Annotated in this window: 12 protein-coding genes, 1 pseudogene and 1 other annotated feature (1 of these 14 running past the window's edge); of the genes and pseudogenes, 9 read left to right on the forward strand and 4 right to left on the reverse strand. The window is 26.9% G+C overall.

The window, feature by feature from the left end; genetic code table 11:
* The first annotated feature begins 46 nt into the window (after positions 1-46).
* Both B3603_RS04685 and B3603_RS04690 read left to right on the forward strand, forming a co-directional pair.
* On the forward strand, positions 47-523 hold the full coding sequence (locus B3603_RS04685; protein WP_291561308.1) for a GNAT family N-acetyltransferase: 477 nt from the start codon (positions 47-49) through the stop codon (positions 521-523).
* 75 nt (positions 524-598) lie between these two features.
* Positions 599-1153, forward strand: coding sequence for a DUF4269 domain-containing protein (locus tag B3603_RS04690; RefSeq protein WP_291561310.1), 555 nt, complete (start codon positions 599-601; stop codon positions 1151-1153).
* A 206-nt stretch (positions 1154-1359) separates the two neighbouring features.
* On the opposite strand, the gene B3603_RS04695 is transcribed toward B3603_RS04690, so the two are convergent.
* Positions 1360-2250 (reverse strand): polysaccharide deacetylase family protein, encoded by an 891-nt coding sequence (locus B3603_RS04695; protein WP_291561312.1) that lies wholly within the window; start codon positions 2248-2250, stop codon positions 1360-1362.
* Positions 2251-2822: 572 nt separating this feature from the next.
* Between B3603_RS04695 and B3603_RS04700 the strand changes: the two genes are divergently transcribed.
* Together B3603_RS04700 and B3603_RS04705 are read left to right on the forward strand one after the other, a co-directional pair.
* Positions 2823-3605 carry an ABC transporter ATP-binding protein gene (locus B3603_RS04700; RefSeq protein WP_291561315.1) on the forward strand — a complete coding sequence of 261 codons (783 nt, stop codon included), beginning with the start codon at positions 2823-2825 and terminating at the stop codon, positions 3603-3605.
* A 3-nt stretch (positions 3606-3608) separates the two neighbouring features.
* Entirely contained in the window at positions 3609-5297 is a 1689-nt protein-coding gene (locus tag B3603_RS04705) for a hypothetical protein (RefSeq protein WP_291561317.1), read from the forward strand.
* 56 nt (positions 5298-5353) lie between these two features.
* Here the strand turns inward: B3603_RS04705 and B3603_RS04710 are convergent, their stop codons facing one another.
* Positions 5354-5971 carry a DedA family protein gene (locus B3603_RS04710; RefSeq protein WP_291561319.1) on the reverse strand — a complete coding sequence of 206 codons (618 nt, stop codon included), beginning with the start codon at positions 5969-5971 and terminating at the stop codon, positions 5354-5356.
* Positions 5972-6000: 29 nt separating this feature from the next.
* On the reverse strand, positions 6001-8652 hold the full coding sequence (locus B3603_RS04715) for a cation-translocating P-type ATPase (RefSeq protein ID WP_291561321.1): 2652 nt from the start codon (positions 8650-8652) through the stop codon (positions 6001-6003).
* 588 nt (positions 8653-9240) lie between these two features.
* Here B3603_RS04715 and B3603_RS04720 point away from each other — a divergent pair.
* From B3603_RS04720 to B3603_RS23200, 5 genes and pseudogenes are all read left to right on the forward strand, one after another.
* The gene (locus B3603_RS04720; protein ID WP_291561324.1) at positions 9241-9954 is read left to right on the forward strand and encodes a response regulator transcription factor; all 714 of its coding nucleotides are present in this window, start codon (positions 9241-9243) and stop codon (positions 9952-9954) included.
* Positions 9944-11059: a sensor histidine kinase gene (locus B3603_RS04725; RefSeq protein WP_291561326.1), complete on the forward strand. Its 1116-nt coding sequence runs from the start codon at positions 9944-9946 to the stop codon at positions 11057-11059. Before B3603_RS04720 ends, B3603_RS04725 begins: the two co-directional genes overlap by 11 nt.
* 2788 nt (positions 11060-13847) lie before the next feature.
* Complete coding sequence (locus tag B3603_RS04735) at positions 13848-14312, forward strand: hypothetical protein (protein WP_291561330.1); 465 nt, start codon at positions 13848-13850, stop codon at positions 14310-14312.
* A gap of 6 nt (positions 14313-14318) precedes the next feature.
* Positions 14319-14711: pseudogene (locus tag B3603_RS23195) on the forward strand (methyl-accepting chemotaxis protein); the annotation flags it as partial.
* A gap of 234 nt (positions 14712-14945) precedes the next feature.
* A complete protein-coding gene (locus tag B3603_RS23200; protein ID WP_396151847.1) occupies positions 14946-15305 on the forward strand; it encodes a CZB domain-containing protein in 360 nt (119 codons plus the stop codon).
* Positions 15306-15493: 188 nt separating this feature from the next.
* On the opposite strand, the gene B3603_RS04745 is transcribed toward B3603_RS23200, so the two are convergent.
* Complete coding sequence (locus tag B3603_RS04745) at positions 15494-16369, reverse strand: 50S ribosomal protein L11 methyltransferase (protein ID WP_291561334.1); 876 nt, start codon at positions 16367-16369, stop codon at positions 15494-15496.
* A gap of 240 nt (positions 16370-16609) precedes the next feature.
* Positions 16610-16681, forward strand: a binding site (T-box leader); it runs 211 nt beyond the window's last position.

Raw genomic sequence — 16681 nt, forward strand, 5'->3', positions numbered from 1 at the left:
TGATGTAATACTCTTTTACATTAGATTATAGAGGAGGTCAATAAAAATGAATTTTAGTATTAAAAAACTTAATGAAGTGGATATTGAGAAAATATATAATTTCTTTAAAGAATTGGAGATATTGCATAGTAGTAAGTTACCTAATATATTTAAAAGACTAGATGAGGTAGAACATATAAAAGAGTATGTTAATAATGCTCTTAACAATCCTAACCAAATATTTTTTATAGCAGAAATAGGGGGAGAACCTATAGGGTTAATAGAAACACTTATTATTAAGGATGGTATAAATCCTGTGCATGTAGATAGAGAATATGCAATAATAGATAAACTAATAGTAAAAGATGAGTATAGAAAGCTTGGTGTTGCTACATCATTAATAGATACCACTGAAAGTTATTTAAAAGAAAAAGGAATTAAAGAAGTGGAAATCTATGTTTGGGATTTTAATAAAAATGCCTTTAATTTATACCAAAATAAAGGATTTACAACTCTTTGTAGAAGAATGATAAAAGAGATATAGCCTTTAAAATCGCACTTATGAAGAATATATATTAAAATTACTATAAAGATTAATAAAAAATAAATTGGAGGACTTATGGAAAAAGATTGGACAAATATAGAATATTTATTAAATGGGAATGTAAAGCAGCAACAATCTTATAATATACTTATGAATGCTAATATTCTTCGTATATTAAAAGAATATAGTCCAATTTTAGTTGGAACAATTCCATTAGAAATAGATATTGAAAAAAGTGATCTTGACATTATATGTGAAGTCCATAATTTTTATGAGTTTGAAAAGTTAATTAAAAATTCATTTCAAAAATATGAGAATTTTAATATTAATAAGATTAACGAAAATCAAGCTATAGTAGCAAATTTTTTTATTAAAGAGTTTGAAATAGAGATATATGGACAAGCCATACCAACAAAAGAACAATATGGATATAGGCACATGATTATAGAAGATAAAATTTTAAAGCTTGGTGGAAATAAGTTAAAGAAAGAAATTATAAATTTAAAGAGAAATGGCATGAAGACAGAACCTGCCTTTGCCAAATATTTAAATTTAAATGGAAATCCATATGAAGAATTATTAAAATTAGAAAATATGAGTAATGGAGATATAGAGTTACTTTTATCATAATAATATATGCTAATATTATAAATTAACAATTAATTATAGAGAAATAATAAAATATAGAATAATCAATGGCGTATTGTTTTATTGTATAAAAGTATAAAAACCATAGTTTTAAATAAAATATACCCTATAGAGTAGACAATTTCAAAAAAGTTCTACCCTATAGGGTTTTCTACTTTTGGATTATAACAAAGTTCCAGCTCTTAATATTAGTAATATTTTGGGGTTGTTACTCTTCTGATAAATTCATCCAAGTCATAAAAATCACTCATATACACTCTAGGAATCGAAAACAAATCATCATCTCCAGAAGCCCATCCACTATCAGTGGAAAATCCCATCTTGTATCCTATTTCTCTTGTAATATTTTTCGTATCATCATTATAAGATCCATATGGATAGGCGACATACTCAATTTTTTCATCTAATAAATTATTTAAGCTATCTTTAGATTGTTGTAACTCTTCTCTTTGTTTTTCTTTTGGTAGCTTAGCTAAGTCTAAATGGTTTGCAGTATGGCTTTCTACATTGATTTTATTTTTTTCCAACTCTTTTAATTGTGATTCCGTTAGAAAATTTGGATTACCAACAAAATCTGAAACCATAAATATTGTTGTATCAAAGTCAAATTCATTAATTATTGGCATAGCATTTGTATAATTATCTATATACCCATCATCAAAAGTTATAACTACAGATTTTTCAGGGACTTGGGTATTATATTTTATATAATTATAGAATTCTTCCATTGTTAAGGAGGTATAACCATTATCTTTTAACCATTGTAAGTGACTTCTAAAAAGTTTTGGATCCATCATAAGTTCATTTTCACCACTTTTTTGTATGGAATGATAATAGAGTACAGGAACTCCTACTGAATTATCTTTAAGAGGCAATTCATCAAATTTATTACTCTTGATATCTTCTTTAAGTTGAACTTCTATATTTTGATTTTCTGATTGTGTTATCTTCTCATCTTCATTAGTTGAAGTTACTACACTTTCTTTAGTAGTCTTTTCATTAAGGTAAAATCCTGTTCCTGCTAAAAAAGCTATAATAGCAACAATTAATAAGGTGAAAAATTTTCTTCTAGTATTCATTTCTACCTCCATATTTGTATTAAGTATCTTTAAAAATAATTAGTTAATATGCTAGACTATTTTATATGATATTTTGACCATAGAACTTGTAAATATAATGTTTATTAAGGATACCTAGTTTTGTATCTAACACAAAATATTCCACTTATCTTTGACTAACTATTTTAATGTACATACTTTAGTATAGATAAAAAAGTTGTAGTTATTCTTAATTTATTTAATTTTTGCACTTTTAGAAAAAAGTTAAAATATGATATGACTATCAATTATAATATAGATATTAATCAAAATCTAAAAAGGTATTGTAAATGATTTTTATAATATGATTATTTTATTTGAAACTTCAATAATAAAAATATTATAACATATTCTTTTGTGCTATAGATTAATTATATGTAACATAAAATATGGAAAATTTTTATTATATGAAGGATTAAAATAACTCATTAACGAATTCTAGTTAAGAATAGATATTAAGGTATTTAAAAAAAAGTAACAGCTCAGCGTGTTATTTTCTTTCAAATATCTTATATAGTTATAAAATTAAAAATGCAATTTTAGGGGGAAGGGCAATGTGTGTAGAACCTATAATATCCGTTAAGGATTTAAAAAAACATTATGGAAGTAAAGAGGTTTTAAAAGGAATTAGTTTAGACATTTACCCTGGACAACTTATTGGATACATTGGTCCTAATGGTGCAGGTAAAAGTACCACCATTAAAACTTTTCTTGGAATTATAGAAGATTATGATGGTGAAGTAAAAATATTTGGTGAGAATATTTCATCTGATAATAAAGAATATAAAAGAAGAATAGGATATGTACCAGAAGTTGGAGAAATTTATGATAATCTCACTGCTAGAGAATATTTAACTTTTATTGGAGAGCTATATGGATTAGATTATGAAATAGCAGATAAAAGATCAAATAAGCTTATGAAGATTTTTGGCATAGGTGATAATTATGATAATAGAATTGCCTCTTTTTCAAAAGGAATGAGACAAAAAGTTATGATAATAAGCAGTCTTTTACATGATCCAGATATTTTATTTTTAGATGAGCCATTAAGTGGACTTGATGCTAATAGCGTTATTGTGATGAAGGAAATATTAGCACAGTTGATAAAGGAAGGAAAAACCATATTTTATTCATCTCATATAATGGATGTAGTTGAAAAAATAAGTAATAGAATTATTGTTATTAATAATGGTGAGGTAGTAGCTGATGGCTCATTTGAGGAATTAAAAAAACAAAGTGAAGAAGGATCTCTAGAAAAGATATTTAATGATTTAACTGGATTCGATTCTCAAGAACAATTAGCAAAAGACTTTATTGCTACACTTAAGGAGGTGTAGTATATGAAGGAACCTTTCCAATTAAAAATAATAGATAAATTAGGTGGAATATTTGAGAGGTTAGGATACGACTACAGTGTTGTTAGAAAGATACTTAAAATAAAACTTATTATGGATAAAAGAAATGTTCCAACTATAATACAGAATCAAAATAAGAAAGAGAAAAAAGAAAGCAATAATTTTAAGACACAAATGATAATGTATTTAATATTCGGGATTTTTACAGGATTATTATTAATCTTAGATATACCACTATATGTATCTATGAATATGATCTTTGGAATAACTATATTTATAATAGCACTAAGTATGATGAGTGATTTCTCATCAGTTCTTTTAGATGTAAAAGATAAAAACATACTTTTACCAAAGCCAATTAAAGGCAAGGATTTAAATTTAGCAAAAGTGTTGCATATAACTATTTATCTAATTACTTTAAGTGTTTGCTTTACAGGGGTAACTATAGTTATAGGAACAATTAAATATGGAGTATTATTTTTATTAATTTTTCTTTTAGTTATGCCACTTTTAGTTGGATTTATAATATTTCTTACATCTTTAATGTATTTATTGATTCTACATTTCTATGATGGAGAAAAACTAAAGGATATTATTAATTATTGTCAAATCATGTTAACCACTATTATGGTTATTTTTTATCAATTATCTGGAAGAGTTTTTAATTTAATGGAGATAATCAATTTAAATTACACTGCAAAACTTTGGCACTATATTTTACCATCAATGTGGTTTTCTGCTCCATTTGAACTTTTTGTTGGTAAAAATGATAATCCTAGTTTTACCATTTTTACGATACTATTAATAGTGATATCTATTGTATCGCTAATCTTATATTTAAAGGTTATTTCGCCATATTTTGAAAAAAATCTTCAAAAATTAAATAATAACTCCTCAAAAAAAGCATCCTTAAGAAAAGGGAAAAGACAAAGAGCTTTAGTAAATATATTGTGTAGAGATAAAATTGAAAGAGCGTTTTTAAAATTCGATTTAAATATGCTAAATAGTGAAAGAAAAATAAAACTTACAGTTTATCCCAATATTGCTTTGGGTCTAATACTGCCAGTTTCAATATTGTTAGCCAAAATTTTAAATAAAGGATCTTTTACCGAGGCTATGAGGGAGGCAAGCAATAGTAAGACATATCTTTTAATATATGTTACTATTACAATGCTTAGTACTATAATTTCACTAGTACATTTTAGTGAAAAATATGAAGGTGCATGGATTTATAAGGTAGTACCACTAGACTCACCGAGACCAATAATCAAGGGGATATTTAAAGCTATAATATTGAAGTATATATTGCCTTTATTTATTGCTATTACAATAATTTTTACTTTCATTCTTGGAGTTGAAGTTATACCACATATGATTATAGCCTTTATAAACTATATTTTAATTATGATTGTAGTTTATAAAAGAAACACTAATCTTCAAATACCTTTCAGTAAAAAAAGCCAAACTGTTAGCAATAGTGGAGAACTTTCAACGTTATTTATTGTAATGGGAGTTACAGGATTATTAGCGTTTATACACTATAGAGCATCTCTAATAGATTATGGTATTTTTATTTATACTATAATAATTATTGTAATAACATATTTACTTGGGAAAAATGCTGTTAATATAAAATGGAATTATACAAAAAAGAATGAAATAAAAGATTCATAAGTAAATAATTAATAACATAATAAAAGCATCAGAGATTTCTGATGCTTTTATTATTATTATTTAGCTTTTTTAAAATTAAATTTTTTCCTAAAGATTATTACTACAATTATAATTAATGCAATAACAGCACAGGCAGTACTATATTGTTTCATTAAAGATTCAATAACTGTCCAATTTTCACCGACGAAATAGCCTAATGTTATTAGTACTGTATTCCAAAGTGTTATTCCAACTAATGAATATAAAATAAAAATTATAGAATTAAACTTTGTTGCTCCTGCTATAAAAGAAACATAGGTACGGGTTAAGGGAAATAATCTTGCAAATAAAACAGCAAGTTTCCCATGTTTTTCAAACCATTTATTTAATGCAATTGTACTTTTTTTAGTTTTTGGGAATTTTTTCGTTAATGATAAGATCAGTGGATTGCCTCCATAATATCCTATTAAATAACAAATAATTGATCCAAAAATTCCAGCTACAACACTAACTAATATCACTCCTAAATAACTAAAGGAGTTTTGAGAAGCAAGTATTCCTATAAAAGGTAATATAACTTCACTAGGAATGGGAATACAGGCATACTCTAAAGTTACACCTAGGGCAATTCCTATATATCCCCATTGTTCTATTAAATCTATTAGTTTAGATACGAGAGTACTTAAGAACTCCACTTTTATTTATACCTCCTAAGTAAAAAATATTACATTTTATCTGCTAGATTTTTATTGAAAGAATAAGAATTTGTTGTAGATTTTCCATCAATAAATAGCTTTGATAATTGAACTAGTAGAAGTGGGATAAATGCAAGAATATAAACTAGTATGTATTCATTAAGTCCAAGTTTACTTAGTTCAAAGATTCTTCTTAATGGTTCAAATGCTAGTACTACATTAAGTAAGATTAATCCAGATAAAAAAGCAAACCAACTATATTTATTGGTAAATACTCCAACTTTAAATATAGAATTCTTAGATCTACAATTAAAGCCATGAAATAATCTTGCAATACATAAAGTTAAAAATGCCATAGTGCTTGCTAGTTGTTGATTTCCACGATTTAATCCAATATGGAAAGCAGTCATGGTACAAATTGCAATTATTAACCCTTCAATTAAAACTTCTTTTAGAAAGGCTTTAGATAAAATTGGAGCATTTATATCTCTAGGGTTTTCATTTAATACATTATTATTTTGTGGTTCAAGACCTAATGCTATAGCAGGTAAACTATCCGTTAAAAGATTTATAAATAATAGATGAACTGCAGCAAAAGGCATTGGCAGAGCAGCTAGTGAAGCATATAAAACTGAAAGAATTCCAGCTGCATTTCCTGAGATTAAAAATTTTATAGAATTTTTAATATTGGTATATATATTTCTACCATTTGAAATAGCCTTTACAATAGTAGAAAAATTATCGTCAGTTAATACCATAGATGCAGCATCTTTGGCTACTTCAGTCCCAGTAATGCCCATTGCAACACCTATATCTGCCTGTTTTAAAGCGGGAGCATCATTAACTCCATCACCAGTCATAGCTACAACATTACCTTTTTCTTGCCAAGCTCTTACAATTCTAATCTTATGCTCTGGAGATACCCTAGCATAAACAGAAATTTTATCAACTTTTTCTTTTAGTTCTTCATCACTTAATTTATCTAATTCAACACCTTCAATAGCTTCACAATCTTTTTGTAAAATTCCTATCTTTTTAGCAATTGCAGATGCAGTTATTTTATGATCACCTGTAATCATTACTGGCTTTATGCCAGCTTCAATACAATCTTCTACAGCTTTTTTTGATTCCTCTCTAGGTGGATCAATCATTGAAATTAATCCAAGGAAAGTAAGATTATTTTCATCATCTAAACTAATATCATTTGAGCTATCAATTTCTTTATAGCAAAATGCCAAAACTCTAAGACCTTCATTAGAGAAATCTTTATTTACTTTTTCTATTTTAATTTTATCATGATCTGTTAATTTTCTAATGCCATCTTTTGTTTCTATATTTATTGTGCGGTTTAAAAGTACATCTAAAGCTCCCTTTGTAAGCATAAAGGTTTTACCATTAATTTCATGTACTGTACTCATCAATTTTCTTTCTGAGTCAAAAGGAATTTCACAAAGTCTAGTGTAATTCTTTCTAACATCTAATTCCTTTAGAGAATAAGCTTTACCTAAATCTGTTAAGGCAATTTCTGTTGGATCACCTATACCATTTTCATCATTTGAAATTGCGTCATTGCACAATAAACTTGATAACAGTAATTTATTATGAAGCTCTTCTTTTAAGTTCATATTTTTAGATGATATTATTTCTTCATTTATATAAATTTTGCTAGCTGTCATCTTATTTTGTGTAAGGGTACCAGTTTTGTCAGAGCAAATTATGGATACACATCCTAAGCTTTCTACCGCTTGAAGCTTTCTAATTATAGCATTTTCACTAGCCATTTTTTGAGTTCCAAGAGCAAGTACTATCGTTACTATAGAACTTAGTGCTTCAGGAATTGCCGCCACAGCTAAAGAAACCGCAAACATTAAAGAATCAACAATTTCATAACCTCTATACATATTTAACAAAAAAACAATAGCACAGATAACTAATATGCAACTTGCTAATTTTTTACCAAAATTATCAAGACTTATTTGAAGAGGTGTTCTTTTTTCTTTTGTATTATCCAAAAGTGTAGCAATTTTTCCAAGTTCAGTGGACATACCTATAGATGTCACTAATACCATTGCTCTACCATAAGTTACTAGACTGCCAGCAAAAACCATATTTTTTTGATCACCAATGGGTATATTATCTCCAGTTATAATATCTATATTTTTAATAACACTTTCTGATTCACCAGTTAATGAACTTTCATTAATTTGAATGCTATAATTTTCAATGATACGCCCATCAGCACTTATATAATCTCCAGCTTCTAAGAATAAAATATCCCCAGGAACAACCTCTCGAGATGGAATCTCTATTTTTTTACCTTCTCTTAGCACTCTTGCCATTGGAGCAGATAACGCCTTTAAACTATTTAAAGATTGTTCAGCTTTTATATATTGGACTGTGCCTAAAATTGCATTAATTGTTATTACAGCAAAAATAACAATTGTACTTTCAACATTTCCTATAGACATTGAGATTAGAGCAGCTACAACTAATATTAGTACTAATAAATCTTTAAACTGTTCAAAAAATATTTGTAGAATTGACTTTTTCTTACCTTCAGTTAGTTCATTATAGCCATATTCAGACCGTTTTTTTTCTACCTCCTCGTTACTAAGTCCTTTAGAATTAGAATTAAACATATTGAATAATTCTTCTGGTACTCTTTTGTAGCAATCTTTCATAAATTTTACTCCTCCTTAATAAAAATAAAAAAAGACTTTTAATATAATTCTTAATAAAATAAGAATTATATTAAAAGTCTTGTAACCAAATTATTGGTATATAATACCAGAATAGAAAAGCCTAGTCGGGTATGTTGGTATTATATTTGCTACTACTCCCTCTTAATATAGAGAATTGTATATTCAATTTAAATTAATGATATAGCATGTACAAAAACATGTCAAGTAGGATTTTAAATATTTAACAAAAGAATGCAAGATTACCAAATTATATTTAGAAATTGATTTTTTATAAAATAAGAATTCTTTTTTATTTCTAGTATCTTAAACTTAAGATTATCTTAAGAATATCTTTAGTCATCCTAAAGATTATCAATGTATCATTAGTACTAGAAAGGAGGAAAGCTATATATTTTTAAGTATTATAATATCTATTTTATAGAATACATTTATTCCTACAACTATTAAAAAGCTATATTTAAAAACATTCAATTAAATAAATTACTGAAATGTTATAATATTTTCATAATTATTAATAATAATACAGAAATTTTTATAATTAGCTTTTAATATTGAGGAGGAAGAATTATGGCGTATAAAATTTTAATTGCTGATGATGATGAAGATATATTAGAGATACTTGAGCTTTATCTTGAGAAAGATGGATTTGAAGTAGTTAAAGCAATAAATGGACAAAAGGCATGGGAAGTTATAGAAAAGAGTAAAATAGATATGGCAATTATAGACGTAATGATGCCTATAATAGATGGATTTAAATTAATTAAAAAAATAAGAGAAGAACATAATCTTCCTGTTATTATTCTTTCAGCTAAAAATCAGGACACAGATAAAATATTAGGACTAGGATTAGGAGCAGATGATTATGTTGTAAAACCATTTAATCCTTTAGAAGTGCTAGCAAGAGTAGAAGCTCAGCTTAGAAGATTTTATAATTTAAATTCTGATAGTAAAAATGCACAGAAGATGATAAAAATTGGAGAGATAGAGCTTGATATATTTAGTAATACTCTTAAAAAAAGGGACAATGAAGTAATCTTAACATCAGTAGAATATAAAATTATAAAACTTTTAATGGAGAATGCAGGAAGAGTATTCACTAAGAAGGAAATATTTGAAACTGTTTGGGAGGAGTATTTTATGGGAGATGATAACACTATAATGGTTCACATGAGCAATTTAAGAGAAAAAATTGAAGAGGATTCAAGAAAACCTATATATTTAAAGACTGTAAGAGGACTTGGATATAAGTTTGAAAAGAAGGTAATAAGCAATGAGGAATAAGAATAAAAAAATATTTACTTCGCTTATTATAAATTATAGTGTGTTTGTATTCATTCTCGCATTATTATTTGTTGTAATTGCAGGTGTTCTATCATGGAAATTAGAAAAAGTTATTGGTAGTGGGACTGGCAATGTAGAGGAGATTTCTAGTGTTAATTTAGCTATATTTTACAATATGTTAACAAAAGCTGGAATACTTTTTTTATTAACATTCATAATAAATGTTACCCTTTTTAGTTTATGGACATCGAAAAAGATAAGCAAGCCATTAGGAAAAATAACTGAGGGAATGAGCAAAATGAGTGAGGGAAATTACGATACAAAGATTGAATTTTATGCAGAAAGGGAATTTGCAATAATAAGAGATACCTTTAATTTTATGGCAGAAAAATTAAAAGTTATGGAAAGGGAAAAAAAAGAACTTGAGGACAGAAAAACCAGAATGCTCGTAGACTTATCTCATGACATTAAAACACCAATAACCACCATTCAAGGGTATTCTAAGGCGCTAAGCGAAGGGCTTATTGAAGATGAAGACAAAAAAATAAGATATTATAATACTATTTTTAATAAAGCTGGTAGAGTAAGCGAACTTACAGATGATCTCTTTGAGTTTGTCAAATTGGAAAGTGTTGATTATAAGCTTTTAATAACAAAAACTGATTATGTAGAATTTGTACGAAAAATTATAGTAGATCACTATGAGGAAATTGAAGAAAAGGGATTTGAATTGGACTTAAGGTTTCCAGAAAAAGAAATTTTATTAGGTTTTGATACTAAGCTTATATCTAGGGCAATATCAAATATAATTGAGAATGCATTAAAATATAATCCTGACGGTATAAAATTACGAATAGAAATAATTGAAGAATATGACAAAGTTATACTTGAAATTGGAGACAACGGAATAGGTATACCTGAGAATATTAAAAATAGAATTTTTGATGCTTTTGTTAGGGGAGAAGAATCAAGAAAGGATGATGGAGGAACTGGTCTTGGACTAGCAATATCAAAAATGATAATTGAAAGACATGGGGGTCAATTGATACTTAAAAATCAGGTTACAGAGGAAAAGAGTGTTTTTTCAATAATTTTGAATAAATAGAAATGTGAATTGGAGGTTACGATGAACAAAATAAAGAATAAATTTATAGATTTATTTAAAAAGTTAAGATATAAAATAAAAAATATTAAACCACTGAGTGATGGCTGGAAAGGTGCATCCATTGGCTTAATTATTATAACCTTATTTTTATATATAATGCAGAGTTATTATTTATTCTCATCACATGGTTTTTGGGATTTTATTAAAGGAGCATTTGTACTTCTATTAGCAATATTATTAATAGGAAGTATAATATCTATTTTAATCCACTGTATGAAAAAGATTCCTAGTGGATATATTCTAGTTTTTATTAGTTCATTTATTTTAATTTTTATAAGTTTTCTTGTACCTATTATGCAGGTTAATATTATAGTTACAATGTTCACAATAATAAGCTTTTCTTTATTAGGATCTTTAATATATAAATTTACAAAAGGGAGTTATAAAAATGTAACTAAATTAAAAAAAGTTACAACTATAGCTTTATCAGCAGTTATAATAGTATCTATAGGCTTAGGGGGATATTGGATAGCTAATGATGGGAATAAGAGAGATTTAAATGCTATAAAAGAAAATATAAAAGAAAATAAAAGAGAAAGAAAATATAGTACAAGCATTCAAGATCCTTCCTTAGAAGGACCTTATAAAGTGAAAAAGCTATCCTATGGTAGTGAAAAAAGTTATCGTAAAGAATTTAATGAAAAGAATTCTATAATCACTAATCCTGTTGATGGGTCAGCATTTCTTGAAAAATCATTATCAAAATGGTCATTTTCAAGAAGAAAATTTTTAGGCTTTGGACCGGAGAACATGCCTCTTAATGGACTAGTTTGGTACCCAGAGGGGGAAGGCACATTTCCTTTAGTTGTAATTGCACACGGAAATCATATAATGACTGACTACTCAGACCCAGGATATGAATATTTAGGACAACTTTTAGCAAGTCGTGGATACATTGTAGCTTCAATAGATGAGAATTTTTTAAACTTTTCTCCATATGATGACAAATTCATGCTAAGTGTTCTAGAAGGTGAAAATCCTGCAAGAGGATTTTTGATGTTAGAACATCTTAAGGTTTGGAGACAATGGAATAAAGATATAGAAAATAATTTTTATAATAAAGTGGATATGAATAATATTGCACTTATAGGTCATTCAAGAGGGGGAGAAGCAATAACTATTGCTACAGCTTTTAATAAATTGAAGTCTTATCCTGAGAATGGTAATGTGAAATTTGATTATAATTTTAATATACGTTCAATTATTGCTATTGCATCAACTGATAAACAATATAAACCTTCAGGAAACTCTCTTTCGTTAAAAGATGTTAATTATCTAGCTTTACATGGAGCTCATGATATGGATGTAACTTCTTTCAGTAGTTCAGACCAATATAATAGAATAGATTTTACCGATGGCAGTAATTATTTTAAGTCTTCTATTTATATATATGGAGCAAATCATGGTCAGTTCAATAGTAGTTGGGGAAGAGGAGATGCTGCTGGTTTAGGAAACAGAGTTTATAACATTAAGCAGCTTATAAGTGAAGAAGAGCAACAGAAAATATCAAAGGTATTGATAACATCATTTTTAGAAACCACTCTAAAGAAAAATACGGAGTATAGACAAGTATTTAAGGATATAGAATATGCTAGGAAATGGCTTCCAGACACTTTATATGTAAATAACTACTTTGATTCAAATACTAAAATAATTTGTTCATATAATGATGATATAGATGTGAATAGTACTACCATTGATGGAGGGAAGATAACTGGAGAAAATTTAAGTCAATGGAAAGAAGAAAGAGTTAAATTGAAATACGCTGAAGGAGAGTATAGCGCAGTTCGCTTAGGATGGGACATAAATAACAATCCTAATGTTGCTATGTATAATATAATATTACCTAATAAAGATTTAAATATTAAAGAGAATAGTAAAATAGTATTTTCTTTAGCTGATAGTGATGAGGAGAAAAGTGATGATGACAAAAATCTATTAATAGATTTAACAATAAAAGTTGAAGATATGAATGGAAATAAATCAAGTCTTCCACTAAGTCATTTTTCGTATTTACCACCAATTATTCAAAGNNATTCAAAGCAAAATATTAAAGGCACCATTTAGTAGTTCCTCACCAATAAAAGAACCTGTTTTTAAAAGCTTTGAGTTCAATTTAGAAGATTTTAAAAAGGCTAATACAAATTTTAATCCAGAGCAATTAGCCAAAATAAGTTTTCAATTTGATAGAACCGAAAGAGGTACTGTATTATTAAATGATGTAGGAATTAGATATTAATAACCATATAAATAATTTGTATTAAAAATAACTAGTAAGTATGATAATGTATTTTTAACCATAATTCGTCGTTAGAGCTATATGATAACTGATTATCGTAAGAGTTTATTGACTGATATGATGTAAATACATCACTCATCTTTCACTAGTTATTTTTTTTATATGTCTTAAACGATATAGAAATTTTTAATAATTTTTAGCATGAGATTATGACAGCTTTATATTACAATGAAAATAAAGATATTTTTTACCTTAAAATATATTATATAACTTAAAAATAATCATAAATAAAGAGTTTTTTAAGTATAGAAATATGGTTAATTAAATAACAAGATAGATATTTGCAATTTAGCTAGAGATTATTTAAAAAACTAATATATACACCATAATGTATTGTAGCTATTATACGATAATAATTAAGGATATTATTTAGTATGAATAAAAATAATGTTAAACATAAAATCAAAAAAAGTAAATGGAGGAGATGAAATGTTTTTTGATAAATCGAACAAATTAAAAGAAATAATAGACTGTATTGAGAATGGAGATTGTGAAAAAGTAGTCGATAAAAAATGTTCAATAAAGAAAGAATTAAAAGATAAAATAGACTATTTATGTGTAAGATTAAATAAAGGCAAAGACGTTTTTGGAGAAATAGTCAATAATACATTAAATGCAGTTATGCAAGTAAGTAACTTTGATCTAAGGTTAAAGTTTTATGGAGAAAAAGTAAATAGAGTAAGTGAAGAAATTAATGGTATGATTAAAGAGCTTCATGTAGCGTCACAAGCTACAGTAGCGTCAACAGAAGAAATAACTTCTGCTAATGCAGAATTAGTGAATTTAATGGAAGAGATCTCAAATAAGGCTGACTTCATGAGTGAAAATTTTAAAAACAGTGAAAATATGGCTAATCAAATTGAGTCATCAATGGAAAATGCCATTAATTTTTAAGAAAATATGAAAGGTGATATAAATAATTTACTTGAAACACTAAATAGAATTAAAGAAATAGTTGGTTCAATTAATAGTATATCTGATCAAACAAATCTATTAGCACTTAATGCTTCTATTGAGGCTGCTAGAGCTGGGGAGATGGGAAAGGGATTTTCAGTTGTAGCAGAAGAAATTAGAAAACTTTCAAGTAATACAAAAGGACTTATGGGAAATATGGAAAGCTTGCTACTTGAAATTGGAGAAGCATCTCAAAAAAGTAGTAATAGTGTAAATGATACAGTAAATTCTCTACATGAAATTGATTCAGCAGTAAAAGGTATTGTAGAATCTACAACTTCAAATAATGAGGCAATTCAAGAAATGGCTTTAAATCTATTTGATATAAAATCTACCACTGAGGAAATAAATGCTACTATGGAGGAAGAAGCTTCATCAGTAAGTATTATTGGAAATAAAATAGAAGATTTACATCACTATTCAGAAGAGCTAAAGGAATCTAGTAATGATATACAGGGATTGTCTGGAGAGTTACAAATGGTAGAAGAGGTCTTAGACAAAACAGCTAAAATAGGTGGAGAGCTTACTTTAGATAACTTTTATACAATTCCTAACGAAATTTTTATAGAGTTAATGGATAATGCTATCGATAAACATAAAGCTTGGGTTGACAACTTAAAATACATAGTAGAGAATATGGAAATATTACCTCTTCAAACTGATCATCATAAATGTGGGTTTGGACATTTTTATTACTCTTTAAAGCCTAAACATGAAAATATCATTGAATTATGGAGTCACGTTGAAGAATACCATGCTAGATTTCATAAAATAGGAGATAATGTCTTTGAAAGAATAGATAATGGAGAAAAGAGAGAAGCAGAACTACTTTTAGAAGAAGCAGAAGAGCTTTCATCAACACTTATAGAAACATTTAGCAATATGATTTCTATAAGTAAAAACCTAAGTAAAAAAGGCGAGACTGTTTTTTAAAACTAAATACTTAAACTTATTATAAAGCTATGAAATAAAAGGGTAGATTAAATCATAAATTTGAAAATTTATGATCTTTATGAACTGTAGGTAAATCTAAGCAGAAATAGATTTATCTACAGTTTTATTTTAAATATAGTCTTATAAATATGTTTTTATAAAGTATATATTAAATAAAGTTCAACATATTACTGGATAGAGTCTTTTATTAATATTGAAGTACACCATTCATTTGTTTGCTTCTTACCAAGAAGTGTATAACCATATTTACTTACTTCATTTATAACGAGATCAAAGGTCCATTCTACAAGACCAGATATCAATAATTTTCCACCTTTTTTAACATGGCAATCTATAAAGTCCATAAACATTTGTGTCTCTTCTCCACCAATATTTATAAATATATAATCATAGCTGCCTGCAAGAGTAATTTCATTATCTAAGGCATTACCAACTAAAACATCTATGTTTTCTAATGAGTTTAAGGAAGCATTTAGGTTTATTTCTTCTTTTACATCTCTTATATCTATAGAAGTTACTTTTTTAGCATTTTTAATAGCTGAAGCTATTGATAATATGCCAGAACCTGTACCAATGTCTAAGACAGTCTTATTTGTAAAATCTTCTTCTAATATAAAACGAAGACAGTCTTGAGTTGTCTCATGAAGTCCTGTACCAAAAGCTCCTTGTGGAATAAAGTTTATTTTATTTTTTCCTTCTACAGTATAATCTGGAGATGCAATTATCCATCCATTATTTAAATCTATTGGTTCGATATTTTCATTAAACTCAACATTTTTTATTTCAGTTATAGATACATTAGATAAATTAAGAGTACTTTCTACTATACTCTTTTGTTTTTTTGCCTCGTTGTAATTTTCACTTTCTACAACGATATTGAAATTTATTTTTTCATCTTTATTTTCATAATATCCATATCCGTAATCAGTAGTGGTTATAGTTATTGGAGTTTCATAAAATACATTGTATATATCTACAATATATAATTTCTCTGCTGCTTCTTCAGCTTTTGAAAGAGGGTAATCAAAAGTAAGTTTATACATAAAAATGTTCCTCCTTATTTGTTTATCTTTAGTATTGACATTATTTTTTAGTTTCTTAACCATAATTTAACTTATACATTTACAATAAGTTATTTAATGTAATTAGAGTAATTTACAAGGTTAAAATTATATCATAAAATTAATTTCATATAAAGTTTAGAAGTTAGGATAAAATTCTAAATAACTGAAAATACTATTGACATTAAGGATAATAAATGTAATAATGTTTTAAAATTTATAATTTAAGCGTTGAAGAGAAGAGTAAGTTTATAATTTCTTTTACAGAGAACTTCTATTTGGTGAGAAGAAGTA

The sequence above is a fragment of the Clostridium sp. UBA2485 genome (assembly GCF_002341865.1).
GTDB lineage: Bacteria > Bacillota > Clostridia > Clostridiales > Clostridiaceae > Clostridium_J.

What these genes read in the sequence shown, in the direction of transcription:
- B3603_RS04735 (WP_291561330.1), top strand. Translation starts at nt 13,848, where the DNA reads ATGTTTTTTGATAAATCGAACAAATTAAAAGAAATAATAGACTGTATT.
- B3603_RS04715 (WP_291561321.1), bottom strand. Translation starts at nt 8,652, where the DNA reads ATGAAAGATTGCTACAAAAGAGTACCAGAAGAATTATTCAATATGTTT.
- B3603_RS04705 (WP_291561317.1), top strand. Translation starts at nt 3,609, where the DNA reads ATGAAGGAACCTTTCCAATTAAAAATAATAGATAAATTAGGTGGAATA.
- B3603_RS04685 (WP_291561308.1), top strand. Translation starts at nt 47, where the DNA reads ATGAATTTTAGTATTAAAAAACTTAATGAAGTGGATATTGAGAAAATA.
- B3603_RS04690 (WP_291561310.1), top strand. Translation starts at nt 599, where the DNA reads ATGGAAAAAGATTGGACAAATATAGAATATTTATTAAATGGGAATGTA.
- B3603_RS04720 (WP_291561324.1), top strand. Translation starts at nt 9,241, where the DNA reads ATGGCGTATAAAATTTTAATTGCTGATGATGATGAAGATATATTAGAG.
- B3603_RS04745 (WP_291561334.1), bottom strand. Translation starts at nt 16,369, where the DNA reads ATGTATAAACTTACTTTTGATTACCCTCTTTCAAAAGCTGAAGAAGCA.
- B3603_RS04700 (WP_291561315.1), top strand. Translation starts at nt 2,823, where the DNA reads ATGTGTGTAGAACCTATAATATCCGTTAAGGATTTAAAAAAACATTAT.
- B3603_RS23200 (WP_396151847.1), top strand. Translation starts at nt 14,946, where the DNA reads ATGGATAATGCTATCGATAAACATAAAGCTTGGGTTGACAACTTAAAA.
- B3603_RS04725 (WP_291561326.1), top strand. Translation starts at nt 9,944, where the DNA reads ATGAGGAATAAGAATAAAAAAATATTTACTTCGCTTATTATAAATTAT.
- B3603_RS04695 (WP_291561312.1), bottom strand. Translation starts at nt 2,250, where the DNA reads ATGAATACTAGAAGAAAATTTTTCACCTTATTAATTGTTGCTATTATA.